Origin of the sequence: Bradyrhizobium sp. CCBAU 51627 (genome assembly GCF_028128765.1) — a bacterium.
Classification (GTDB): Bacteria; Pseudomonadota; Alphaproteobacteria; order Rhizobiales; family Xanthobacteraceae; genus Bradyrhizobium.
The window spans coordinates 100,225-124,730 of sequence record NZ_LBJG01000091.1; the positions used below are offsets into that span (position 1 = coordinate 100,225).

15 protein-coding genes and 2 pseudogenes are annotated in these 24,506 nt (G+C 57.9%); 3 read left to right on the forward strand and 14 right to left on the reverse strand.

Annotation, left to right across the window (positions count from 1 at the left end):
- Window positions 1-3: 3 nt before the first annotated feature.
- From pimC to XH88_RS35880, 4 genes and pseudogenes are all read right to left on the reverse strand, one after another.
- On the reverse strand, window positions 4-1,191 hold the full coding sequence (pimC, locus tag XH88_RS35865; protein WP_271672897.1) for a pimeloyl-CoA dehydrogenase large subunit: 1,188 nt from the start codon (window positions 1,189-1,191) through the stop codon (window positions 4-6).
- Between the two features lie 1,070 nt (window positions 1,192-2,261).
- Entirely contained in the window at window positions 2,262-3,395 is a 1,134-nt protein-coding gene (locus XH88_RS35870; protein WP_271672898.1) for a mandelate racemase/muconate lactonizing enzyme family protein, read from the reverse strand.
- 1,315 nt (window positions 3,396-4,710) lie between these two features.
- Window positions 4,711-5,559 carry an acyl-CoA thioesterase gene (locus XH88_RS35875; RefSeq protein ID WP_271672899.1) on the reverse strand — a complete coding sequence of 283 codons (849 nt, stop codon included), beginning with the start codon at window positions 5,557-5,559 and terminating at the stop codon, window positions 4,711-4,713.
- 1,068 nt (window positions 5,560-6,627) lie between these two features.
- Window positions 6,628-6,882: pseudogene (locus XH88_RS35880) on the reverse strand (MaoC/PaaZ C-terminal domain-containing protein); the annotation flags it as partial.
- Between the two features lie 139 nt (window positions 6,883-7,021).
- On the opposite strand from XH88_RS35880, the gene XH88_RS35885 reads away from it, so the two are divergent.
- Entirely contained in the window at window positions 7,022-7,192 is a 171-nt protein-coding gene (locus XH88_RS35885) for a hypothetical protein (protein ID WP_271672900.1), read from the forward strand.
- A gap of 314 nt (window positions 7,193-7,506) precedes the next feature.
- Here XH88_RS35885 and XH88_RS35890 read toward each other — a convergent pair whose 3' ends face one another.
- Together XH88_RS35890 and XH88_RS35895 are read right to left on the reverse strand one after the other, a co-directional pair.
- Window positions 7,507-9,300 carry an ABC transporter ATP-binding protein gene (locus XH88_RS35890; protein ID WP_271672901.1) on the reverse strand — a complete coding sequence of 598 codons (1,794 nt, stop codon included), beginning with the start codon at window positions 9,298-9,300 and terminating at the stop codon, window positions 7,507-7,509.
- Window positions 9,297-9,809 carry a hypothetical protein gene (locus tag XH88_RS35895; protein WP_271672902.1) on the reverse strand — a complete coding sequence of 171 codons (513 nt, stop codon included), beginning with the start codon at window positions 9,807-9,809 and terminating at the stop codon, window positions 9,297-9,299. Before XH88_RS35895 ends, XH88_RS35890 begins: the two co-directional genes overlap by 4 nt.
- 917 nt (window positions 9,810-10,726) lie before the next feature.
- Here XH88_RS35895 and XH88_RS35900 point away from each other — a divergent pair.
- Window positions 10,727-12,121, forward strand: coding sequence for an FAD-binding oxidoreductase (locus XH88_RS35900; protein WP_271672903.1), 1,395 nt, complete (start codon window positions 10,727-10,729; stop codon window positions 12,119-12,121).
- 1,337 nt (window positions 12,122-13,458) lie between these two features.
- Here the strand turns inward: XH88_RS35900 and XH88_RS39335 are convergent.
- The 4 genes and pseudogenes from XH88_RS39335 to XH88_RS35910 form a co-directional block, all read right to left on the reverse strand.
- Window positions 13,459-13,965 (reverse strand): TauD/TfdA dioxygenase family protein, encoded by a 507-nt coding sequence (locus XH88_RS39335; RefSeq protein WP_442868513.1) that lies wholly within the window; start codon window positions 13,963-13,965, stop codon window positions 13,459-13,461.
- A gap of 294 nt (window positions 13,966-14,259) precedes the next feature.
- Window positions 14,260-14,760, reverse strand: a complete 501-nt coding sequence (locus XH88_RS35905) for a DUF2285 domain-containing protein (protein ID WP_271672904.1) — start codon at window positions 14,758-14,760, stop codon at window positions 14,260-14,262.
- Window positions 14,761-14,845: 85 nt separating this feature from the next.
- Window positions 14,846-15,040, reverse strand: a complete 195-nt coding sequence (locus XH88_RS39340) for a transcriptional regulator domain-containing protein (RefSeq protein ID WP_442868511.1) — start codon at window positions 15,038-15,040, stop codon at window positions 14,846-14,848.
- 163 nt (window positions 15,041-15,203) lie between these two features.
- Window positions 15,204-15,474 (reverse strand): annotated as a pseudogene (locus XH88_RS35910) (DNA -binding domain-containing protein).
- A 617-nt stretch (window positions 15,475-16,091) separates the two neighbouring features.
- Between XH88_RS35910 and XH88_RS35915 the strand changes: the two are divergent.
- On the forward strand, window positions 16,092-16,373 hold the full coding sequence (locus XH88_RS35915; RefSeq protein WP_271672905.1) for a helix-turn-helix domain-containing protein: 282 nt from the start codon (window positions 16,092-16,094) through the stop codon (window positions 16,371-16,373).
- A gap of 179 nt (window positions 16,374-16,552) precedes the next feature.
- On the opposite strand, the gene XH88_RS35920 is transcribed toward XH88_RS35915, so the two are convergent.
- The 4 genes from XH88_RS35920 to XH88_RS35935 form a co-directional block, all read right to left on the reverse strand.
- The gene (locus tag XH88_RS35920) at window positions 16,553-17,896 is read right to left on the reverse strand and encodes an LLM class flavin-dependent oxidoreductase (protein ID WP_271672906.1); all 1,344 of its coding nucleotides are present in this window, start codon (window positions 17,894-17,896) and stop codon (window positions 16,553-16,555) included.
- A gap of 712 nt (window positions 17,897-18,608) precedes the next feature.
- Window positions 18,609-21,074: a CaiB/BaiF CoA transferase family protein gene (locus XH88_RS35925; RefSeq protein ID WP_271672907.1), complete on the reverse strand. Its 2,466-nt coding sequence runs from the start codon at window positions 21,072-21,074 to the stop codon at window positions 18,609-18,611.
- Window positions 21,075-22,087: 1,013 nt separating this feature from the next.
- Entirely contained in the window at window positions 22,088-22,870 is a 783-nt protein-coding gene (locus XH88_RS35930; RefSeq protein WP_271672908.1) for an SDR family NAD(P)-dependent oxidoreductase, read from the reverse strand.
- 170 nt (window positions 22,871-23,040) lie between these two features.
- Window positions 23,041-24,327: an 8-amino-7-oxononanoate synthase family protein gene (locus tag XH88_RS35935; protein ID WP_271672909.1), complete on the reverse strand. Its 1,287-nt coding sequence runs from the start codon at window positions 24,325-24,327 to the stop codon at window positions 23,041-23,043.
- Between the last annotated feature and the right edge of the window lie 179 nt (window positions 24,328-24,506).

A 24,506-nucleotide genomic window follows, 5' to 3' on the forward strand; every position in this document is an offset into this window, starting at 1 on the left:
GGGTTAGAGCCCAAGCACCGCCTTGGCAATGATGTTGCGCTGGATTTCGTCGGAGCCGCCGTAGATTGAGACTTTGCGGTTGTTGAAGTAGCTCGGCGCTATCTGCGCGATCCAGTCCATCGCTTCATCCGGCGAATCGGGATGTTCGTTATAGGGCGCAGCGAGTGGCCCGATCATCTCCATCAAGAGTTCAGTCGCGGTCTGCTGGCTTTGTGAGCCCTTAATCTTAAGCATGGAGGACGCAGGATTTGACTTGCCCTTACCGTGCTTGCCTTCGTCCGCGACAATGCGCAGTTGCGTGAGCTCGAGTGCCTTCAGCTCGATCTCGGAGATGGCGAGCTTCTCCCGGAACCTGGGATCCTCGATCATAGGCCGGCCGCCACTTTCGAAGTTTGCAGCCAGCTCCCTAATGTGCCGGATGCGCTCCTTGGAGACGCCAACCCGCGCAATGCCGGTGCGTTCGTTGCCGAGCAGAAACTTTGCGTAGTCCCAGCCTTTGTTCTCCTCGCCGATTAGATTTTCGTAGGGCACCTCGACGTCATCGAAGAAGACCTCATTGACCTCATGTCCGCCATCGATGGTCTGAATCGGACGCACTGTCACACCCTTGGAATTCAAGCAGAACACGATGAAGGAAATGCCCATCTGCTTCTTAGCGCTAGAATCTGTGCGGCAGAGGCAGAAGATCATGTCGGCATGCTGCGCGAGCGTCGTCCAGGTCTTCTGGCCATTGATGATCCACTTGTCGCCCCTGCGTTCGGCCTTTGTCGTGAGCGAGGCGAGATCCGAGCCCGCGCCGGGTTCCGAAAAACCCTGGCACCACCAATCATCCACGTTTGCGATGCGCGGGAGGTAATATTGTTTTTGCGCCTCGTTACCGAAGGTATAGATGACAGGGCCGACCATGCCGACGCCAAAGGCGAGCGGCGTCGGCGCCGGATACATCTGCAGCTCCTCCCTGAAGATGTAATGCTGAACCGAACTCCAGCCTGTGCCGCCGTATTCCTTCGGCCAGGGACTAACGTTCCACCCCTTCTTGTTGAGGATGCGCCACCATGTCACCATCTCCTCCTTCGACACATGGCGACCTTCGATCATCTTCCGCTGCACCTGCGGCGATACATTGTCGCGCAGAAACTGCCGCACTTGACGTCGGAAGGCTTGTTCTTCCTCGGTGAATACAAGATCCATCGAATTCTCCTGCAACCGAATAGAGTGGGGCGCGCGTTAGGATGGCGCCGCCCTCTCCATGCATGCCAATTGGAAGGGGCCTCGAGGAGAGGTGGAGCTGAGCGCGACGTCGATCGAGAGGGCTGACGAGGGGCGAAGCATCCGCCTGTCACCAGCGCCCTTGTGTGGCGATACCAAAGATTCCTCCTTCCTCGCCCCTGCGAACCCGTTAGACAATGGTGCCCTATGTCCGCGCTCCAGTTCCCGTTGTTCAGTTTGTCGCAAAGTGATCACTAAAGGCGTCCTGCTTCCCGTCAGGCGAGCGTGAAAGATTGCTTAGCTATTCCCACATTCTATCTCCGCCAGGAATGGGCATCCTGAATTTCGGGAGCGACAACATCGCCGATCATGTACTCCTAAATGCATTAGCCGCCCCTTCTCAGTGTTGCCGCCCTCTGCACGAACGTCTGTAGCAACGGTCGTGCCAGTTGAAATGATCTGTAATTAGCGAACAATCACCGGCGTAATGAACCGAACATACATCGTACGCTGTGCGAGATCGGACAAGCTTAACAGTCGACCGTCGTTTTCATAGCCGCGCGACCGGCTGCTCCAAATTTGCTAGCGTTCATTATCTCTCAGCTCGATGCAAATAGATGTCGGCTAACGCTCGCCTGCCGTCCCTAGTCCTGTGGGTGCGAACGCTCGAAATACAGAAGCCTCGGGTTTGTGCTAGCAAGACGCGCAGTTGCGGCGTTTTCGAAACGATGGCTCACGAGCGAAGAGATTCCAGTACGGCATCCGACGCTCGCGCAGTCCTTGATGCTGCCATCGTCGACCTGCCAGCTCGTTCGACGAGTAGCGTACCGCAATAGCCGATCCTAAGCGGACCACCGACGTCATCATCTCGCTCGACGGTTCTTCGATCAGCCGCAATGCTGATCTGGAACCGGGGATGATCGTGTACGTGAGCGAGGACGGGAGAAGCATCGCTTGCCGCTTGCCCGGATCATCAGATGCGTGGCAGGGGTCGTGAGAGAGTGACTAGCGCCCTGCCAATCAGCAATGCTGCGAACGCCCGCAGCGGCTGATCACCGCCTAGAAAATCGGGCCAACGCCTTGCGATCGATCTCGATGCCCAATCCCGGCCCGTTAGGCACGGGGACGATGCCACGAGTGTGCTCGATGGGCTCGGTGACAATCGCTTGCCGGAGCGGGTTTTCGGTTCGGTCGAACTCCAGCAACGGCGCCACTGGTACGGGCGACGACCGCGTGTGCGGCGGCAGAACGGCGAGCAGATGCAGCGACGCCGCAATTGCAATCCCGGTGCCCCAAACATGCGGGTTATAACGGACGCCGAACACCTCTGCCATATCGGCGATCTTCTTGCATTCGGACAACCCGCCGGCCGCGCAAATGTCGGGCTGCGCGATATCAAGCGCGCGCGAGACGAACAGGTTGCGGAACCCGAAGCGGGTGAACTCACATTCTCCGCCTGCGATCGGGATCGAGATTGCCGCCTTTACCGCGCAATAGCCGGCAAGATCCTCTGGCGGTACCGGCTCCTCAAACCAGCTGATATCGTATTTCTCGATCATGCGGCCCAAGCGGATCGCGGCGACGCTGTCAAAGGCGTGGTTCGCATCCACCATCAGCGACACAGTCGGCCCGATCGCCTCGCGCACGACGCGTGTCGCGACCACATCCTCCTCCACACCGAAGCCGACCTTGAGCTTCACCGCCGAGAATCCCTCCGCGACGTAGCGCGCTGCCTCCTCGGCCAGATACCGGGGCGGATCTTCAGCTTGGCGTCGCTGGAGGCCAGTTGCGTAGGCGACGATGTGAGTCCGCAGCGCGCCGCCGAGCAACTGATGCACCGGAACGCCAAAATGCTTGCCCTTGATGTCCCAGAGCGCGATATCGATACCGCTCAGGCCCTCTATCACGACACCCTTCTGGCCGTGATCGCGCAGGCGCGCATAGATCATTTGCCAGAGATACTCTGTGCGCAGCGGATCCCCGCCAATTAGCCATGGCGCGACACTCTCGACCACGGCGGCCGTTATCCACGCCGGTCCGTAGCATTCGCCCCACCCGACAACACCCTGGTCTGTCTCGATTTCGACCAGCATCGCTGTACGCGCATCGTACCAGCCACGCGCGGAGGCGAGAGGCTCCGATAGCGCGGCTTGAAGGACATGAGTGCGAACGTTCGTGATCTTCATCGGCTGTCTCTTGTTATAGTGCTGCTGTGTCCCTCACTCGGGGTAGTCACTTCTAAATAGGTAACGCGCGAGGCGGCATCTAAACGCATTAAGCTCTTGCTTAGGGAATATTCGCAGATAGGAAACGATGATCGGTGCATTGGAGTCATTCTGTCAGAAACGGGACAGAGATACCGGCCCTTCGTGCACGAAGAGCGCCGGTAGTCACGCCGTGGGGCAAATGGTTGTCGTCGAGGCAGCGGCCATGGGAGCCGCGCAGCACGGCCTCTCGCTGTGGATCCCCGGACAGCACAAGTCCTGGTCGCCTGGCTTGCGATCCGCTTTGAGGCGCGCGGTGCTCGTGGACACGATCATCGCCGAGGTAGCGAGTACTTCGCGCCTTGCGAGCCTCAGCCGATATCTCTGGCTTCATTGAGCGGCGTATCCGTGTTGCGCAACGACAGGTCCAACTGCCGTCGCTGCTGCAACGCCAAATTCGAAGACATGGCAAAGAGCGATCGCATGCTACTCCTGCCACTATTTTGGGTATGCCTTCGAGGAGGTTGGACCGCGAAGGCTCATACTCTCGCAACTGCTTGCAAAAGGCCACGTCGCCGCTTTTCGTCGAGGCCTCTCCTCTAACGCTTGTCCGCCATCGTTGAGACGCGATCAAACTTATAAGTTGGAGACGCGGGGACCTTTGCTGACGTGGTCAGTACGATCGCTTGTCGTGTCTTTTGAGGAGGCGGCATGATCATATACCTGCAGAAAATCTGGGATGTGCAGCGGATCAAATAGGCTATTCATGGGTGCACTCGAGTTGCGTCTTGCGACCTAGCGTAAGTCGCGACAGTATTACTATACACCGAGGATAAGGACTCTCGACACTACCTACTCTGGTGAGGACTCTAATCGATAGAACGACTATTGCTATTCTGGCGCGGACCGCGGCGCATGAGATCCAGCTGAGGTTCAACGAACTAAATTGAAGACCTGCGATGTTCGAGCCGTATAGGCCAGCTTCCGCTTGGCAGCGCCATCGCGGCCGAACGTCATCAAATGTCTTGAGAGCTGCATTGTATGCATGACGGCCGCGGCCGCCGGTGAGACCACCATGCCACCAGATGCCTATGCTTGAAGAGATGCGAAATCGATGTCCTCACTCCTCACCGGAAACAAAGTTGCGCTCGCTGTCAGACTGTCGACATAGGCTTCAACCTGACACAGCCGAACACCGCGAAGCATCTGGAAGAGGTTTTCCCCCTCCTGCCGGAGGATTGAGGACACAGGGCTCTTCGAAAACTTGCATCACGTTTATACGCACATGCCAGAACGGTCAGCGTCTCTCGCGCACCGAACCTTCCTGGACGACAGAGGCGACCAGCGTGCCGTCAGGCTTGAAGATTAAGCCGCGCACGAGACCGCGTCCGCCTTGCGCGCTCGGCGACTCTTTGGCGTAAAGTAGCCACTCGTCGGCCCGAAAGGGACGGTGGAACCACATTGCGTGGTCGAGACTTGCAATCATCATCCGCCTGTCGAACAGTGGGTGCTCATAGCGCGCCGTCACCGCATCGAGCAGTGAATAATCGGAGACATAGGCCAGCGCGCACATATGAAGCGCTGGATCGTCGCGCAACCTCCCTGCGGCCTTGATCCAGATATGAACGCGACCGTCATCAATTTTCTGCCCCACATAACGACCTATCTCGACCGGGCGTAACTCTATCGCGTAATAGCGCCGGATGAATTCCGTCGTTTCACAATACGGCGGCTGCTTAGGCAATTCCTCCTCCAGGAGCTTTTCCGGCAGCGGCACGCGGGGCATCTGGTCCTGGTGGTCAAAGGCGCTCTCCTCGCCGGCATGGAACGACACCGTCATGGAGAAGATTGCATTGCCATGCTGGATTGCGGTGACGCGGCGCGTCGAATAGCTCTTGCCCTCACGCACCCGTTCGACCTGGTAAATGATCGGCACCTGGGGGTCGCCGGGCCGGATGAAATGGCCGTGCAGCGAGTTCGGTAGCCGACCTTCGACCGTACGGCATGCCCCGACCATCGCTTGCCCGATTACCTGGCCGCCAAACACCCGTTGAGCGTTCGTGTTCGGACTCTTGCCACAAAATAGGTTCGTTTCGATCTGTTCCACGTCGAAGATTGCGAGCAAGTCGATTAGGCTTTGGGACATTGACGTAATTTCTGTTTCTTCGGCGCCATTTCCGGGCATGGCACAGCCACGAACCTAAAAATTTCGAGGCTTCGGGGCGTTTCTTCGAATCGCTTGCTGCAATGGCAATGCGTGGAACGGCACGCGACAGTGCTGTTGTCTATGGCATCGATATGAATAAATCGAGCCCTTCGCATGAACTCCTGGACGTGGGCATTTCGCAACGATCCTCTATGGTCGCTGCAGCAATCGGTGTGCCAAAAGAGCTGTGCATGCTGAGATGCAATCCATCTACTCGTGTCGCGCCCGACGAGACATTTTACCCTGGCGGCGCGCTCCAAACACAGAGAGTTGAAACCGGACACGGCTGAGCACGATAACGACGCGCGAAGGAAAACCGCCGCCTCTCGTACCCAGCGTTTGGCGATGCCCCTCGTCCGCGCTGTCATAAGCAGAAATAGACCGATAGCGGCCGCTAATTTCGTATGCGCCTTCTGCCCCCTGTGTCTCTGAGGCATGCCGGGGGCAGCTTTGAGGTCGATCGTTGCAATGGATCGCCTCCCGTGCGGCTCCTGCCCTGGCCGACCTGCGGCCCATCTGATGAGCGCTATAGCCTGTTCATCCTCCGCACCAAGGGTTCGCGCTAGCTGGCCAGCCCCCCGGTTTGCATCTGGCAACGGCTGCGCCACGTGGCCAGCAAGGCCAGTGTGGGGACAACACGCTACACGCTAGCTCTATCTTCAATGGCCGGCACGGCTGACTCCTAGCGACGCTCCCCCTTTAGTCCGGTCTCAAGCAGTACACTCGCAGCACGCGCGCCGTAGGTAGTAGATAGCCGCTCACATCTCAGTTTCCGCGGCCTGATAGGCCTCAAAGCGCGGCTGGGATCGTTCAGATGCATCACCAGGCAGCAGTCAGATTTTGCGTCCGCCGTGCCCTTTCCGGGATCGTGCTTGGAGCAAAACAACACTGGCGCCCCAAGCGCCGCCACGCCATACCGGCGGGGTCGATTCCTCCGGCGTCGGAAGGCCACACGGGTGCCCAGCCAATTCCATGGCATCTACACCTCGAGAGCTCAGCTCGGCAGCGTCTGCCGATTCTGGGGAGGGTAACTTGGCGCTCGCGAACATGAGCTTCGAACGAAATCGAATTGCCGTCCTTCCAGGGATTGACCGTAATGATCTCAGCAGGAGACACCGGGGCAGAAAAGCGACCGCGATGACGATGAAAGGCAGAGAAATCGTAGTCGGCATAGGTCTGCAACACCGCCCTGCACGTCAGCCCATACGTGCATATGCCATGGAGAATTAGCTTGATAAAGCTGGCTCGGCCGGCGGATTCCGGATGCTCCTCGACACATCTGGCCGGCGACGGCAATGAGCTGCTGTTAGGCCTGGAACTTCGTGCACACGCTTTCGTGCGATGCGCCAAACGGCTTGGAAAACCACGACGTTTCTTGCGGGCCTGCCCCGCGAGGGATCGAATGCCGTTCTGCGCGCGACGGGCTGACGTCAAGTATTTCTTTGCCGATGGCGAGCATATTCTCGTTCCCATGCTGCGCAATGGTAATCCTCGACAATTGTCGAAACATAAGAACGAAGAGGCGGCGCGCCTCGTCGCCGCCGACGCGCGCCTCCTGTTCTTGACGCCATAGGCCGATCTCAATCCACCAAAATGGCCTTGCTGAAACTCAAGGGATATTGCGGCAGGCCCTAAACGCCAACGCCGTTTGGGATCTCAACGGCCGCGTCACTTCTGACGAATGCGCCAACTAGCCGCTGATACAGTCCCTATCTGGCCGCACCTTGCCGTTGAGCTTGCGTGGAAGCAGGAACGTCACTCGGACCAATCATCTGGATAGCGCCAGCCCAAAGATAGTTGTACTCAAGTTGACGCACCATGCAGCCGTGACCTGAAGGCCTCCGATGGTCGGATTTCGATGCACCGCTTAGGTCAGGAACTGACCGGCTAACTCATCGCCGAGGCCCTACCGCTGGCCTGCCGTTCGAACAGCCATCGATAGATGCCGCCGGCCCGAGCCAGGGAGTCGTGGGTGCCCTGCTCGACGATCTCACCGCGATCGAACACCAAAATGCGATCGAGGTTGCGTACCGCCGAGAGCCGGTGCGCGATCACGATCGAAGTGCGCCCCCTCATTAATCGCTCCATCGCCTGCTGAATCAGCGCCTCCGATTCCGAATCGAGGCTCGAGGTCGCCTCGTCCAGAATCAATATCGGCGCGTCAGCGAGGAACGCCCGGGCCAGCGCGACCCGCTGCCGCTCACCACCCGACAGCTTTACACCGCGCTCGCCGACCAGCGTACCATAACCCTTCGGCAGCCGCAGTATGAAGTCGTGCGCATTGGCGAGCCGCGCGGCCTGCTCGATCGCCGTCACGTTGGCCCCGGGCCGGCCGTAGGCGATATTCTCCGCCAGCGAGCGGTGGAACAGGATCGGCTCCTGCTGCACGATCGCGATCTGACTGCGCAGCGATTGCTGTGTCGCTTTGGCAATATCTTGACCGTCAATCAGGATCCTCCCGCCCGAGAGATCATAGAGCCGCTGCACCAACTTGACAAACGTGGTCTTGCCCGAGCCAGATCGGCCGACCAGCCCAACGCGTTCGCCGGCGCGGATGTCGATCGACAAGCCGTCGTAAAGCGGCGCGCGGTCCTCCCCGTAGTGAAAGGTCACGTCCTCGAATGTTATCCTTCCGCCCTGGATATCGATCGGCCTGGCGCCCGGACTATCGTTGATGTCGATCGGCTCACCGCTAATCGTAACAAGCTCCACCATGTCGTTTACCGAACGCTGCAGATTGTTGATGTGCATGCCGACCTCACGCAAATAGGCGTGAATGACGTAATAGCTCGTCAGCACATAGGTGACGTCGCCCGGTGAAGCGCGCCCCGCTATCCAGAGCAGGATAGCGCCGCCGATTACCGAACCGCGCAAGCCCAGGATCATCAAGTATTGCAACAAACCGCTTGCGTTGCCACGCAGCCACGTGCGCGATACCCGTGCCTGCCACCGGTTTATGACACTGTCGAGCCGCGCATCCTCGCGCGCCTCCGCACCGAATGATTTCACCACGGCATTGCAGGTGAGCGCATCCGCCAGCGTGGCGCCGATCTTGGTATCCCAAGCATTAGATATTCGTGCACTTGGCGCGATATAGCTGGTCGTCATCGCTATCGTGATCGCCACATAGACTACCGCGCCGACCGCGATCGCGCCGCCGAACGCTGGCCAGTGCAGGCCCAGCAGGATCATCGCCCCCACAAGCACGGCGAGCGAAGGCGACAATGCCATCAGAACGGTATTATTGAGCAGGTCGAGCGCCCACATGCCACGCGTAATCTTGCGCACGGTCGAGCCGGCGAAGGAATTGGCGTGCCAATCGGTCGAGGAGCGCTGCACCCGCATGAAGGCTTCGCGCACCACATCGGACATCGTCGTGAGCGTGAATGGTACAATCGCCTGCAGGCCAGTAACTCGCAGGATGAGCGAGACGAGCCCCAGCGCGACGATGCCGCCGAACGCAAGAAGCGCCGTATGCCGTGCGGCCAGATCGTACGGACCCGCCGTTAATGCATCGACTAAATGGCCCGAATAGACTGGCATGAACAGGTCGGCGACGGATGCACCTAAGAAGCTGGCGATGACGATCGTGAGGCGGACAGGCTGCTTCAGCCAGCGCTGGAACACGAACGGGATCACCTCGCGGAAAGCGGCGGGTCGTTTGCCATCGGAAACGATCATGGCGCAATCCGGCCGCACTCACAGCGCGGGCCGCCTCCGTCTAAATTGACGCATGGCAGCACAAGGCACGACAGGAGTGTCATTGGAAACGGTGCGTCGTTGGTGCTTCGGGAGAGCGGCACGTCGGTCCCGATCAACGTAGGCGTCAACGGCCCGACCGAAAATCCTGAAAGAACAGCTGAACTAAGCGCGCGATCGTTGAATAAGACATCATCACAAAAATCCTCGCCGGGTCGAGGGACGCCGCCGCGGCGGGCTCGTTTATAGCCGATCTGATCATCTTGCAAAAACACAGGGCTATCGATGATGTTGCGGTAGATTGACGGACCGTAATCACTGAAGGATTTGCGGTCATCGTCGCCGCCGAAGAGCACGCCAATAGATTCTCCGGTCCAGCTCCACAGCCCCTGCAGGATCTTCACTGCGGGCCCGAGATCCGCTGAATTGGCAGCATTGCTTGCAACGAGCGAAACCGTCGTGGAACGCCAAAGATGAGCTTCAGATCGCATCATAAACTTTCATAACGTGCGCATTCCCGATTGCACACACGTACTTCGATGAACCAAGTGCGACATCCCGCTCCAGGCTTGTCGCGTCAGCGCACGCATACGACGCCTCGTCTTGCGGCCGCAGGATTTGGGGAGCCCGAAAGCGATTCGCATCGCTTTCCTCCACGACGTGGAGTTCGAAAACTGTTTGGTGACGTCAAGATAAGCCGCGAGTTTCCTTTCAGATAGAAGGCGTTGTGCACGCGCCGATTAATTCTAGAGGCAACAGATTCGCTCGGTCTGGCCATTGCATCGTCTCTTGCTCCAGCATCCATGCAACAGCCGAACTAGCGTTGTCGGTATGCCGGCCGCAGCGAACGACACTTGCGTCCAATAGTTCGATTATCCACGAGTCGGACACCGTCAAAAAAAACACTGCCGTTTTGCGCCGCTATCGCTGCCTTTGAGTAGCAACAACCGTGCCAACACCTTGCAAACGTGTGAAGCTATTGTTTGGGATTAGAAAAGCCGTAGATCGGCAGGTGACGTTTGGTTGTTTTAAACGCAACGGCGGTCATCCCCTCGTCAGAAACCGAACAGGAGGAGCCGCCGTTTGCGCCAAGAAAAACGCCTTGCGGCCAGCGTCGTGCACGGCTTGAGCTGACCCTAGCTGCAGACACAATTGAAGCAAGGCGCGCATTAGATTCCACGAGTGGCACGTCGATTGCTAGTGGGGAAGACACGGCAGCCCGAGAGCAGCGAGGTTCTTCCGCGTTGTCGATGAAGTTTGCTAGATCGGTACAAATGCGCGGAGAAGATTTAGGGTTCACGACAAACATCAATAAGGGTTGCTGAGAACCTCGCCCGGCAAGGCAACGAGAACGCTGCATCGTTCTAACAAGGGGACATGCCATCATGACTAAATCGAGTGAGGGGAGATGACCGACAACTTCATCGACCGACTATGCAAGGCGCTCCGCAACGGTTCGGTGCTGACTGGAACGGACATTGACGCTCGCTATTACCATGATTTGGCCGGTAGACCGGTCGCGCAGCCGCGAGCAGTCGTCCGACCTAGGACGACGGAGGATGTCTCGGCGTTGCTTCGGTTCTGTCACCGCGAAAAAGTGCCGGTGACGACGCAGGGCGGCATGACTGGGCTAGTGCGCGGCGCCCTGCCGAATCCGAATGAAATCGTGCTGTCGATGGAACTTATGAATGCGGTCGAGGAGGTGGACACCTCGTCAGGCGCAGCCGTGGCGCAGGCCGGCACGCCGCTGCAAAAGATACAGGAACGGGTCGAGCAGGAAGGTTACATGTTCCCGCTCGATCTCGGCGCGCGCGGTAGCTGTACTATCGGCGGCAACATCTCGACAAATGCCGGCGGCAATCGCGTGATTCGGTACGGCATGACCCGTGACTTGATCCTCGGCCTCGAAGTCGTTACCGCCGATGGCATGGTGCTGCAGGGATTGCGCAAATACATCAAGAACAATACTGGCATCGACCTGAAGCAGCTTTTCATCGGCAGCGAGGGGGTTCTCGGCGTGGTGACGCGAGCAGCCTTGCGCATCTTTCCTGCTCCTAGGGAGCGGCAAGTGGCGCTTTGCGCCCTTCCCTCTTTTGCGCGAGTCATCTCGATCTTGGGGATGGCGCGAAAACTTCTGGGCGGAGAACTGACGGCATTTGAGGTGATGTGGAACGAGTACTATCGCCTCGCGCTCGAGCGTGTGAACGGTGTGGTTCGGCCGCTGCCGGTCCATTATCCCTTCTATGTCTTGGTCGAGGCCTCTGGGGACGATATCGATCGTATCCATGCCGATCTGGACAAGCTGCTCGATACGGCAATGCGCGCGAACATGATCCTTGACGCGACGCTCTCGACGTCGAATGCATCAGCAGAAGCGATATGGCGTATTCGCGATTGCAGCTTAGAACTTGCCCGGACGTTTCCTTATTCCGCACGTATCGCTCTCGACGTCAGTATCGCCATCGACCGGATGGATCAGTATGTGAAGACAGTTGTCGCGCGTATTAAGGAGATCGACCCCGGCGCTTTCGCGATCGTCATGGGTCACGCCGGCGATGGTAACCTGCATATCGAGCTACATCACGAGCACACGCCCGACAGGAGGTACGAAATAGAGAGGCTTGCTTATCACATCACCGGCGAATTCGGCGGATCGATCTCAGCCGAACACGGCATCGGCATAGTTAAGCGACCGTATCTGAAGATGAGTAGGACATCAGAGGAAATCGAAGCGATGCGTACGCTCAAGCGAGCGCTTGATCCGAACAACATCCTGAACCCGGGACGAATTTTCACGATGTGACAGGATGCGAGCACCGCGCGGGCCATCTCGGTCGAAACGGTCGAACGCGCGAGAGGCCTCGGCAAGTGGAGGCCCAACACCGTGTCATTGCCCTGCCCCCTTGCGGTGTACAGGTTGCACCGGCAGCCATGAGATCGCCCCGAGATGCAAGCGCTCGAACTGGTCGCGTTACCAATGCGATACGAAGCCCGCCTCTCACCATTTGGCGCGGAAAGAGTTATCCCTGATCGACGCAGGCAATGCGCAAATAATTCAGGAATTTGAAACTGCTAACCGTGCCATTCCGCTTTCGTGGCACCCTTGCGCGATGTGGCGGCTGCTCGCGACGGGCTACAGCAAATTCTCAATTGTTGTTCGCAAGAGTGTGCAGTTGCGGCTGGCGAGCACGGCTCAATCAAGATTATCGATTGATCCTGCAAGCACTGCGATCGCGCGACGTCGATCAGGCTTGTAACCTGCTCGCGCGCCACGTTCAACTGATCGAGCGGCCAACCTCTTGACGGGAATGAAACTGGTGAGTTCCCTTGCATGCCTCGAGGCCATGTTAGGCGTCGAAGGACCTCTTGCGGCGCAAGGCTCTGGCACCAACCACGGCCATAGGCAGAGGCCGTTCAAGTAGAGCTTCGATCCAGCCGCCTCCGGGTCGGGAGCGCACCTTTGTTTAACAGACGACGTTACGCCGCTTCGATGACAAGGCGGTGCCCGATAGAATGCGCACGGCCTGTTATGTGACCGAACCGCTCCTCCCGGCAGTAGACTTCTGCTTGGCCGTCGTGCCATGCCAGGCCTCACCCGGCACTAAACATGGTTGGATTTGCCACGGTCGCAGCGAGAGCCGGAGCCGCTATGGACTAATGCCGGGAATGGAGCAAAGAAACTTCGCCATCGAATTCATCCTGAGGATCCGAGCCAGCTCTCGCGCGGTGGCATCCACCTTCCGTGCCGGTCCCGCAGTTGATTCACAAGAAAAGCCGGCACCATACGGGCATTGGCTGGTAGCCTCAGCCCATCATAATCCAGCAAGGCCACCGCCCCCCTTGCCGCCCCTGTTCAACCGAGAATGCGAACTCAGCAAAATGAGCTCGGATAGCGCAAAGCGTCATGGTTCTCTGTCGCACCAGCAGCCCTCTTGCTATTGACGCATCACGACGCTTGGTTTGAGGCGAGGCTAATACTACACGTCCAGCGTCACGGGGGCTGCCGGACTCACTCCTGCGAACGCTGCATGAATCGCCATCGGTCCAAACGGCAAACCCGGGAACGAGGCCGGCTGAGGTACGGGACCTGGCTCGTGAACAACAAATACGAGCTGACTAGCTGATCGAGAAGCCCCTGCGCTAGTCAAGGACCCGCGGATCACCAGGCGCGCTCTCGTGCCTCAATCTGCACCAAAATGGATCAGGCGTGACCCAGCTTCGCACGATCAATGATGAACTTCCGAAACTAGGCGGCCCTGGCCGCCTGCGGCTTTGACCTAGTGCGCACCACGCTTGGGGGGGACCAGCGACCGGCAGGTCACCGTTGGTAGCGATCCGCCTCTCCACGCGATGTCGACCGCTGGATTCTCCGGCCGCGTAGCGCTCGGTCGCAGGGTTATCCCAGATTACAACGCCGGCCGACTTCCAGCTCCAGCTCACGGTATTTTCCGCCGCCGTGAGGTAGGATCGAAGCCGATTGAACAGCTTCTGGCTGGCATATTTCTCCAGGCCAACGAAGTTCTGCACAGAATGTCCGAGCACCAGCAAGCGCTCGCCCGTCTCGGGATAGATGCGCACAACTGGACACGCAGTATCGTAGATTGTTCCGGTGAGGACATCATCAAATTGCTGCGTGTCCGTCTCGATGGCGTGCCTGGGTCACGGTGCGATCATAGGCGCTGCAGTGCGCATTATCCATGGTCGTCACGTTGCTCATGATCATGCTCTCACTATCGCAATGCCAAAAAGAAAGCTGCGCAATACTTGAGAAAACCATCCGAGTAGAATCGTCAACCCCTTACGAAGACAGCGCCTTTCTGTTGCAGCTCCCGATGCCAAAGAGTGGGAGATCGAACGCAAAGATCTCATCCTATGCGCGATCATGCCATGCCAGCAGAAGAATTGGCTGCACAGAATGGATCTATGCCATCGCCCGAGAGCTCATGTACTGTCATCCCTGCCTCTGCCTTTGTCGAGCAATGCGCGGCCGCGAAACCGCATGAGGCGCCGTCCCAGCTCAACAAGTCGAATGGTCCGGCTGCGCAGGTCATCTGTTTTCCATCCCCGCTTAGCAATACGATGGCTTCCAAATAGGCCTTGCGCGATTTGGCGATAGCTATTTCCTTCCTGCCATCCATCCAGTGCGCGCAGCGCGAGGATCAGCCGCCGCTGCTTCAAAGCCGGCAAAGCAAGAGGAGGCGTGCCGAGCGGCCGACGTTCAAGCGCTAGCCAAAGTCGACGCGCGGCCTGCACGCGAAGCTCGAGATTAGCGTCGAGTGGCAGATCGAGGATGACAGCATATCCGCTCGCCGGAAGCTCGCTCAGGAAAAGGCGATGCTTCGTGCCGCCGAGCGGCACGAAGGCATGCCATCCGTCCGGCGCGCGACGAAGCTCGCTGGCCGGCAGATTGGCGACGTCGAGCTGATAGCTCTTCGGCGCCATACAGTTGGCCGCCCGCACAGGCAGTACGGTCGACAACACCTCGGGTGCCCAGAAGAGTGCTTGTTTGTCGAACGTTTTTTGCGGATCAGCTGGAAAACGAGAGCCCCCACTTCCGCCGGAACTGGCCCGCCGCTGCGCTTGAACGTTCGCGGCGAGGTAACCGCCTATAATCCTCTTGGTAGTCGCGATCTCGGCGCAGCCACTCCCAGGCCAGGTCGGACCCTTCTGCGCTCTTGAGGCCGCTGTATGCCTCCTCAGATCTCCAGTCAGTATTGGGCATCTCTCCATTTCCCGCATGATCTTCACACGCGGTGATGCAGCCGGTGATTGTGGCGCTTTACGGCTGCATTCGTACCGTGCGCCCGCTTTGCATGCACTTAATCGATGCCGCGATCATCTTTTGCGATTGCTAGGAATTCTGTCGATCCTGCTACCCGCCCTGTTCATTCCTTGGGCCAACCACCTTGGAGCAGATCACGATAGCCGTGGCTCGCTAGCCACTTGGCCCGAGCCAGATGACTTTCGAAGGTGCGTCGCGCGGCCCGGTTCAAGGGTCGCGTCAAGCCCCAGCCCAATGCACGCGATTTCGCGCCAATCTGCCTTGTCAGCGTCGGCATCGAGAAGTCGCATATAGGTGATCGCGTGCTCCTTGTCATATGACGTGAGCTCGTGCGCGCTCGGCGCCAAATCTGCGATCTTTGGATCGGCCGGCACTGCCTGAAGCTCCTATCAATTTGAAAGATCTATCGAAATCGATCATAACGAACTTGGGGCCAGTCTGGTACCGCTCGAATCATCGCGGCCCCAAGCCGTTTTCGGCCAACGTCGTAACGGCGACCGCATATCGGCTCAAATAACTTGGCGACTCCCCTCTGGGCATTTGCTCTTCCATCGGCGCTGGATCTACTCGCAGTCCATATCGCGACTGATCGCAGATTTGCCACACAGCGTAGGCTCTTCACCCTCCTTGGAACCGAATGGACGTCCGTCGTTTTCCCGCGCGCTGGTGAAAGGCCACGCCTAAAGGCAGCCAAGTGGAGAGACTCGTTCACTTTTCGAGCTCCAGCTGACGGCCACCCTAGTTGGTCGCGGCGCGCGGAAAAAGCCGTAGTACCTCTGCGGCCATTTTGCTCTCCCAGCGAGAGCTCGCGCCGTGAGCGCGCCTGATGGGTCGACGGCATTCGAAAACCACAACCTCCACGACATCTGCGGCTGACGGTGCCCTGCTTCCTGGAAGCAACAGGGAGAGTCAAATGCCTGGGTGTGAGCTTACCGTAATAGTGTGGCTATAACCTGTGTTTTTATGACCGTCGGAATGGCTGCTTTCGCGCATGAACGCTCGTGCGCTTGTGGCCTGGAATGTGCGCCGGATTCGCGTAGAACGCGGCATTCCGCAAGACCAATTGGCCTATGATGCCGGGATCGACCGCTCACACATGGGCCGCATTGAGCAGAAGAAAGAGAACCCCACCATTGATCTTTTGGACCGTATCGCCGCGACTTTGGGTATTCACTTGTCCGAATTGTTCGCTGAGCCGGCCAGGGGTGCAGTGCCCCCCAAGCCAATGTCTAGAGGACGCAAGCCCGCCCGCCAGTGCCGGAATAGGAAGTAACTGTTCCAGATAGCCATGTTTGTAGCTAACCCAGGGCGCAGACGAGCCGGAGCGGCCTCACGTGCCCGCTTCGAACCTGCGGCGGCGATTCCGACCTCCGGCTCCAGCTATGCCGCATCAGTACGGTTCCGCTTAAACAACGCTCAGCGCGGTCTGCCTCCAAGTAGCCAAAGCATGGCTTAGGCTGCTCGCGTAAACTGATTGTGTGGCCGCTTGAGCCCGAGGTTTTCTCTAAGAGTCCGACCGGAGCTTCTCGACCTAAACTTACCGCGTCGGCGCAATTCAGGAACGACGAGCTCCACAAAATCCTTGAGCCCGCTCGGAACGATAGCGGGAATGAGGTTGAACCCATCAGCCGCATATTGATCGAAGGCATTGATCATGATATCGGCGATCTCATTAGGCGTCCCGACCGCCATTAGATGTCCGCGCGAATCTGATATTGAGCGGATCAGCTGTCTCCAGGTCATTCCTCGGCGCGCAGCTAGCTCGAGGAGCACTTTCTGGCGGCTCTGAATGAAATTCGTCTCCGGCAAAGTGGCCGGAACTAACGAGTCTAAATTGATCGCGCGCAGGTCGGTGACGAACCCCAGCCACCGATCTGCCGTCTCCGTCATGACGTCTGTATGTGTATAGGACTGCAGTTTCTTAAGCTTATCGGAGGCCTCCTGCTTGGTCCTCCCAACAATCGGGACAATGCCCGGCATCACCAATATCTGATCGTCCTCCCGCCCCAGCCCGCGAGCCTTTTCCTTTAGATCTGCGTAGTACTGCTTACCGCTTTCAAGCAAAGGCTGGGCGGTGAACACAACTTCGGCAAATTCTGCAGCGAATCTGACTCCGGCCTCGGATGAGCCAGCCTGGACGAGTACAGGGTAGCCTTGGGGCGGCCGTGCGATATTCAGTGGGCCTCTGACCGAAAAATAGGTCCCACGGTGGTTCAGAACGTGCAGCTTCGTCGTGTCGGCGAAGATCCCACCTTGCTTGTCACGAACGAAGGCGTCGTCCTCCCATGTATCCCAAAGCCCCTTCATGACGCCAACGAACTCTCTAGCTCGCTCATATCGCGCGTCATGCTCTGGAATCTCCGCATCGCCAAAATTCGCCCCTTCGAACTTATTTCCGGAGGTGACGATATTCCAAGCCGCACGTCCGTGCGAGAGATGGTCAAGGGATGCGATCATACGTGCGAGATGATAAGGCTGGTGATACGTCGTGGTCGCTGTTGCAACAAACCCGATACTCTTTGCTTTCGATGAGAGAGCGGACAACAGCGTGATCGGCTCAAACGTATCATTTCGGCCTGCACGCGCTATGTTTGCATTGTCACGTTCGACGACACTTGGGCTATCTGGAAGAAACACGAAGTGAAATGCCGCGCCTTCGGCAAGCGCCGCAAGGTGCGCATAATGGTCGATCTCGACTCCGCCAGTCACCGGCACGCTTGGATCGCGCCAAGCGCCCTCGATGTATCCAGCCTGTAAGACGTATAGTCCGAGCGCCATTTGACCATTACGCGCCATGCCGTACTCCTCTCTCAAACGCTTCTTATGTTAGAGTGACCGGGCCATCGGTCGAAAACCCACATTCTACGACCTAAACACCGCGCCATGTTCTTTCAGAGCAGCAGGCGGCAACAAAGAAGCCGAAGGCTCCGCTCGGAACAGATTAACAAGGCGCTGTGGAAGCGCTATTCCTTCAGCTTAGCTTACGCGCGAAGCTATTTTGCAGCAGTCTCGCTCTTTTGCAGCAGACGTCGAAAGTATGAATGACACGGGTACATATCCGGAGCAACAGCGAGCCCTGGTAGTTGACTTCAGTGCCACCTTCATCTCGTTACGGCCTTGCCCCCGATTAACTGCCGACTTCCAGCCGTTCGTTCTTACCAGTGTCGTTGCCGGGCAGAGGGTCGTGCGATCGGTGCGGTTCGAGTTCGTGGACGACAAAGAAGTCATTTGCACTGTAGACCAGCCAGCTGATCCAGTCAGGACGACTGGCGATCTTTGAGCCCGCTCCTCAGGCCAAGGTGGCAGTCGTTTCGCGCCAACGCATGCGGATCATATTCTATCTAGCGCATGGGCTCGAACCGACGCCAATGACTCAAATGCAAGTGCAATCGCGCTGCTATCAGACAATCCAGTCCTCCCTTGAGCTGGCAAATTCTGTTACATCTGCGACTGCGTAAGCATACACTTTGTCCTCAAGCCCCCCTGAGAGCCCCACGTAAACGCGAGGCTATATCGTCGATGTTTTTCGAGAGCTTCGTCTTTGGCTCAGCTCCTCCTCCGAGAGCATTCTCGTCCCGATGATACCCTTCTTCTTGAGATCAGCGATTTCCGGCTCGCAGAGCCCTAAAAGGCCGCTCAGAATTTCCGTATTATGTTCTCCCAGAACGGGTGCTGCTCGGCGGATCGAATGAGGCCGTGCACCTTCACGAATCGGGATCGACGATTGCGGGTGCAGACCGATGAAAGCGCGTTCAACATCCTGAAAGAATGAACGATATCTTAGTTGCGGATCCTTTAGCAGGTCGATTGGCAGGCGCACAACGCCGGCTGCGATGCTCGCGGCCTGCAGCTGGAACATCGCCTGATCTGCATCACGTGTGCGCGTCCAGGCTTCGATTGCCCTGTCGATCGTATCCTCCATCGAACGGCGGCGGTCCGGAACTTTCAACGAGGGGTCAGAAGCCCAGTCTCCTCGGCCGATCACGCTCGCAAGCCTCTGCCACATACCCGCGTCGGTCGCAGCCACTGCAATCCAGCCATCTTCTCCGGCGCACCGGAAGCAGCCGTGCGGCACAAACTGAGGATGTCGATTGCCGTACCTTGTCGGCGTACCGCAAAGCGATTGGATAATCATCCATGGAGCAGCAAGCGGCATCATGCATTCGATCTGCGCGAGATCGATAAACTGCCCCTGCCCAGTCTCGCGGGCGTGGATCAGTGCAACAAGAACTGCAGCGCAACCATTCAGACCACCTACAGCATCCCCGAACGCAACGTGGCTCATTGCCGGCGGCCCATTGGCATTTCCGACAACGCTCGGCAACCCCGAGCCCTGCTCCAGCGTCGAGCCGTATGCCCGGCAATCGCGAAAAGCGCTGCTCTTGCCAAAGGCCGACATCGACATCACCACGAGGCGCGGGTTGAGCATTCTCAGCACTTCGTAACCAAGCCCAAGCTTTGGCAGCACATCCACCGAATAATTGTCGACAACAATGTCGGCGCCCGCTATCAGCCGCTTAGCAAGGGTGAGGCCCTCGGGTCTGGTCAGATCGAGTGTGATACCGCGCTTGTTTCGGTTCATCATGCAGAAGCGCAGCGTCTTCTCGTACATCTGACGGTTTACGTAATCAGAGCGGCGATCGACACCGCGCCACCAGTCCGGGTACTGGATCGCCTCGATCTTGATCACGTCCGCACCGAGGTCAGCAAGGGTCCGCGTACACAACGGGCCAGCCCAGCCCATGGAAAAGTCAATGACGCGCGTTCTCAGCAAAGGTTGTTCGGCTGCACTGCTGCAGTCGACGAACATCGACACGCTTGTTGTGGAGTTCGATCGGCTATTCGTCAGAGCCTGCCGCTCGCCGGGACACGGAACCTTTCCGCCCCGGCGCGGCGGTGTCAATGTCAGCCGCTGCATCGAGCCAGCCGACAGCGCTCTTTCCTTGCCGAGCAGAATTGGAACGATTGCACTACGCTCGATCATCTCCTTATCCTGGAGAAGATCGGACATCTCTGGTACCGGTACGATCGGAATCTTGCGCTTTAGTCCCTCGGCAAACCACTGCTGCGCGGTCCGCTTCCTAAGCCTTGGGATGACCAGTCGCTCGATCTGCTCCATATGGTTCAGACGGTCGGCACCGAGCATTAGAGCTGGATCGTCACGCAACTGAGGAAGACCGAGCATGTCGCAGAACGCACGCCACTGGGGTGGGGTTATTGTTGTAACGCCGAGCCACCCCTTTTTTGTTTCATAGATGCCTACTGGAAAATTCGGCCAGAAGCGATTGATGCCGATCCGGCGCATCACGTCGCCGCGCTGAAATGCTTCAAATAGCTGATACTCGCTGAGCGAGATACATGCTTCGAAGATACTGAGCGAGTACGATCGACCTGCTCTACTCTGCATTCGCGCAAACACTGACGAGGCAGCTGCGATGAAGCCCCATAGACCCGCCAGGATACCGGTCTGGAAATCCGGCGCGTGCAAAGGAGGTCCTTCGACTGGTCCAACCAGCTTGATGAGACCGGCAAGGGCGCGAACGATCGAGTCGCTCGCGGTGAATTCAGCATAGGGTCCGTCCTGGCCGAACCAGCTCACATCCAGGTAGATCAATGCAGGTCGCCGTTGTCGGATTGCGGTGACATCAACGGGCGGGCAGTTCGCGCCATCGACATCACGGCCATCGACCAGAATGTCGCAATCCTCAATCAACAGTGTCAGTCGCTCGACCGCTCCTGGGTCGGCAGCGTCGATAACGATACTTGACTTGTTGAAGTTCAGGAAGCCGAACCACGCGCTCTGGCCACCTGGGGTCAACGGAGCGCTCGAACGAAGTGGATCGCCGGTCGGTGGCTCGACCTTCCAAACCTCGGCGCCGAAGTCGGCAAACAGCCGTGCACAATAGCTTGTCGCAGCTGAGCTACCAATTTCGACCACTCGCAACTGTGACAACGCCTCTTTGGTGGGCTTCATTTTCTTCAGCCATAACTATGCTTTGGAACTTATAGCCTGCGGATGCAGTGCCCTTAAGCACCACACTGTCCTGGAGAGCCCGACACCCCGACGCTTTCGGGTTATGAGAGCCGACACACGACTTTCGCCATGCATGTCTTCTGATCCACCTGCTCGCCTTCGCTGATTCTCTACCGACCTGCGGAACAGAAGCTCCGTGGAGCCAGCAAGGACCGTGCCGCCGCGCAATGTCTCAAACAATTTCGCTTCGACACGACAGGAGACGCTTTCGACGGGATCTATTCCAAGCGGCTAAAAAGCGCAGCTAAAGGGTAGCCGGGCCGATTCTGAGCCGTGAAATGCACCCTCCGCTCCCTGCGCGATCAGAACCCGCCGCTGTAGGAGATTGAGACACTGGCCGCGCTACAGAGACGAGATGCCCAGACGCGTTTCGCATATTGAACGGACCGACGCTCTCCATCAGCAGTTCGAGAGTGCCAGGAACGGTCGTGAATGACCCTACGCTTCCTCGCTCGATCACACCCCCCTCGGGCCATTGGCGTGCAGGCGCTGGTATGCCGAACCATAACATAGCGCCATCATCTCGAATCCGATGCCGGACTTCAGCGTCTGAGATCCACCAGGCAATTCCTGCATCTTCAACGCAACATTCCTGTCCGGTAGAGCACACAACGCGTGGAGCTGCGACACAAGCCTCGCGCCATTCCGCCGAACACCTCCATGTCGATCTTCGTTAAATTGGAGGATGTTACACAAGTGGGATGCAACAGCGCGTCATCACTGATGCATCTCCACCACACGCAGCGAGCAAGCTATCGTCTTTCTAACGTGTTCACCCCGGTTCCAAGTACGGCTTTCCCTTCTGGAAATCATGGCACGGCCAAGTCGACGACGTCAGCGACCGCAGAAGTAGTGGTGCTTGCATCTTTGTAGACTATTTTTCGTGGCTGAATCCCATCCGAACTCAATCTAACGCATGAAGAACGCTATTGCGCCGTAACGACGCTCACCAGCTAGGCAGCGAACTCGCCACCCGTGATATCGATCGTCGCACCCGTAATAAAGCCCGCCCGCGGTGACGCGAGAAAGGCAACGAGGTCCGCCACCTCTTCGGGGTTTCCAAACCGACCGACGGGAATGCGGCTGAGGGCGGAACGATTCACCGCCGCCTCTGGCGGCCCAGTTAGATCACTAAGAATCCGACCCGGGGCGATGCAATTGACCGTAACACCGTATGGCGCGAGATCACGTGCAGCAGCGCGGGTTAACCCGACCAATCCCGCTTTCGATGCAGCATAATGCGGACCTGCGATCAACGGCACGGCGCGGCCCGCCAGAGACCCGACGTTAACGATGCGTCCATAGCCGTTCGAAATCATTGAGGGCGCTAAGAGACGTATTAGAAAGAACGGGCCGCTCAGATTGACATCGATGACTCTTGCCCATTCTTGAGGCGACATTTGCGAAAACCAGGGAACGTTCTGGTCTAGACGCTTTGGAGAGATTCCGGCATTGTTTACCAAAGCCGTGATTTCGCCCCACCTTCGCCGGATCTGGTCGACAAAACGGGTCACCTCAGTTTCCTGAGTAACGTCAACTACCCCCGCACAGAGGAGCTCTTCTGAATAGCTAAGGCTTTCGAGCGCATGCTGCACGTTCTTCGTCTGTGTCGCCACAAAGGCCACTCGATAGCCATCGGTCAAGAACCGTCGCACGATTTCAAGTCCGATGCCGCGTGCTCCTCCAGTCACGAGGACAACGCCCGGATCACCTTCTCTCAGCTTTCCTGTTACCATGGTTCCGACAGTCGAAAGGAGCGCCTTCCGGCGCGCTCAGCCAGGGGAGATGGTCTTAGAAGAGAAGCACAGCGTGCACAGCTAAATGACCGCTCATGTCCTGCGTCGCCACAGGTGTACCTCAATTGCGGCCGCCTGCTTCGTGGCCTCCCTGCCGACGAGCGATCCTATCATTGCGCCACGGTCCTTGCTGCTTTGTCGACAATGGCTTTGGGTACTCTGTCCAGAATGCAGTCACACAGCCGTTTTATGTCGCCAACCTCATGATCTGCCGTAACACACACTCGAACGCCTGCGTTTCCTTGGGCAACGGTCGGAAAGAAGATCACGGACGTGTAAAAGCCGGCGTCGAGAAGTTCTCGTGCCACTGCAATAGCCTTGGCCTCCGATCCGATAGGAACCATTCTGATTGGAAGTGAACTCCCTTGCTCGACCGTCGCTACACGATCGTCGAACACCTTGATGCGTTGCCCCAACTGCTTCTGACGTTCGCCAAGTTCTGTCGAGCGGTGGATCTTACAAGAGCCCAGCCCCGCACCAACTGCTGCCAAATTGGGAGCCACCGAGAATGCATAGGGAATAGAGTAACGTCGAAACAGAGCTTCCTGCTCGCCTGTTCCTAGCATCAACATGCCGCCCGATGCTCCGAATCCCTTGGCGAGCGAGGCTGCAATGATCGTGCGATCGCCCAAAGCTTCGGGGAACTGAGTGCGCGCAAATCCTTCCCCATGGCGTCCGAACAGCGATATGCCGTGAGCATCGTCAATATACAAAAAGAGCCTATAACGTTCCTGGAGCTCGCGCAGCTCCTTGATGGGCGCGTTTCCCCCCATCGAATAAACACCATCGCAAACATAGGCAACTACCGGGTGTTTGCGGCACAACGCTTCAAGAGCCTCAATATCGTTGTGCGCAATGGTTTCCACTCGCGTTTCGTCCGCAACGACTGGCTTGTGATAGGCGAGCGAGAGGTGCGCATTACGGTCAAACACGACAACCGGCTTCGCGCCTTCTGTCAACATGCCAGAGGCGAGAATGGGCATGGCTCCGAGGTTAGCGAGCATGACGGTTGAGAAGGCGATTACACGCGCGCGGAACATTTCCGACAGATTGGCCTCGAGCTCTGCCAGCAAATCGAAGTTGAGTCGGGTTCGAGCGCAAGACCAGTGCAATGATCGATGCGCCTCGATCGCGTCGATCGCGCCAGATACGATCATAGGATGATTGTCCAGCCCCAGATAGGAACACCGCACAAAATCAATTATCTCCTGCCGATCATCAAGTGGACCGGTGCCTAACGCAAATGCGCGTCCGGTCGTAGAGCGTCCTTGAACAGCCATGAGACCAGCGGTGTGAGCTGCGTCAAAAAACGACCTGCTCTTGTTGATGACGTACGCGGTGTTCCGAAAGTGGCCTTTCGAGCGACCACCTTCAGGAGGCACGATCTGCTGCTTCATGTCGCTCTCCATTCCCTCTGCAGGCGTGCGCTCCAGGCTGCTTATTAGGTACGGTACACGCTCTCGCGAAGTCGGGCGGGCTCTCTACATATCGCGAGAAAGAGCCTTGTCGGATCTTAAGAGCCGGGACCTTACACATGGCAGGTCGATCTCGCAGCTACTCGATCGAATAGGGCGCT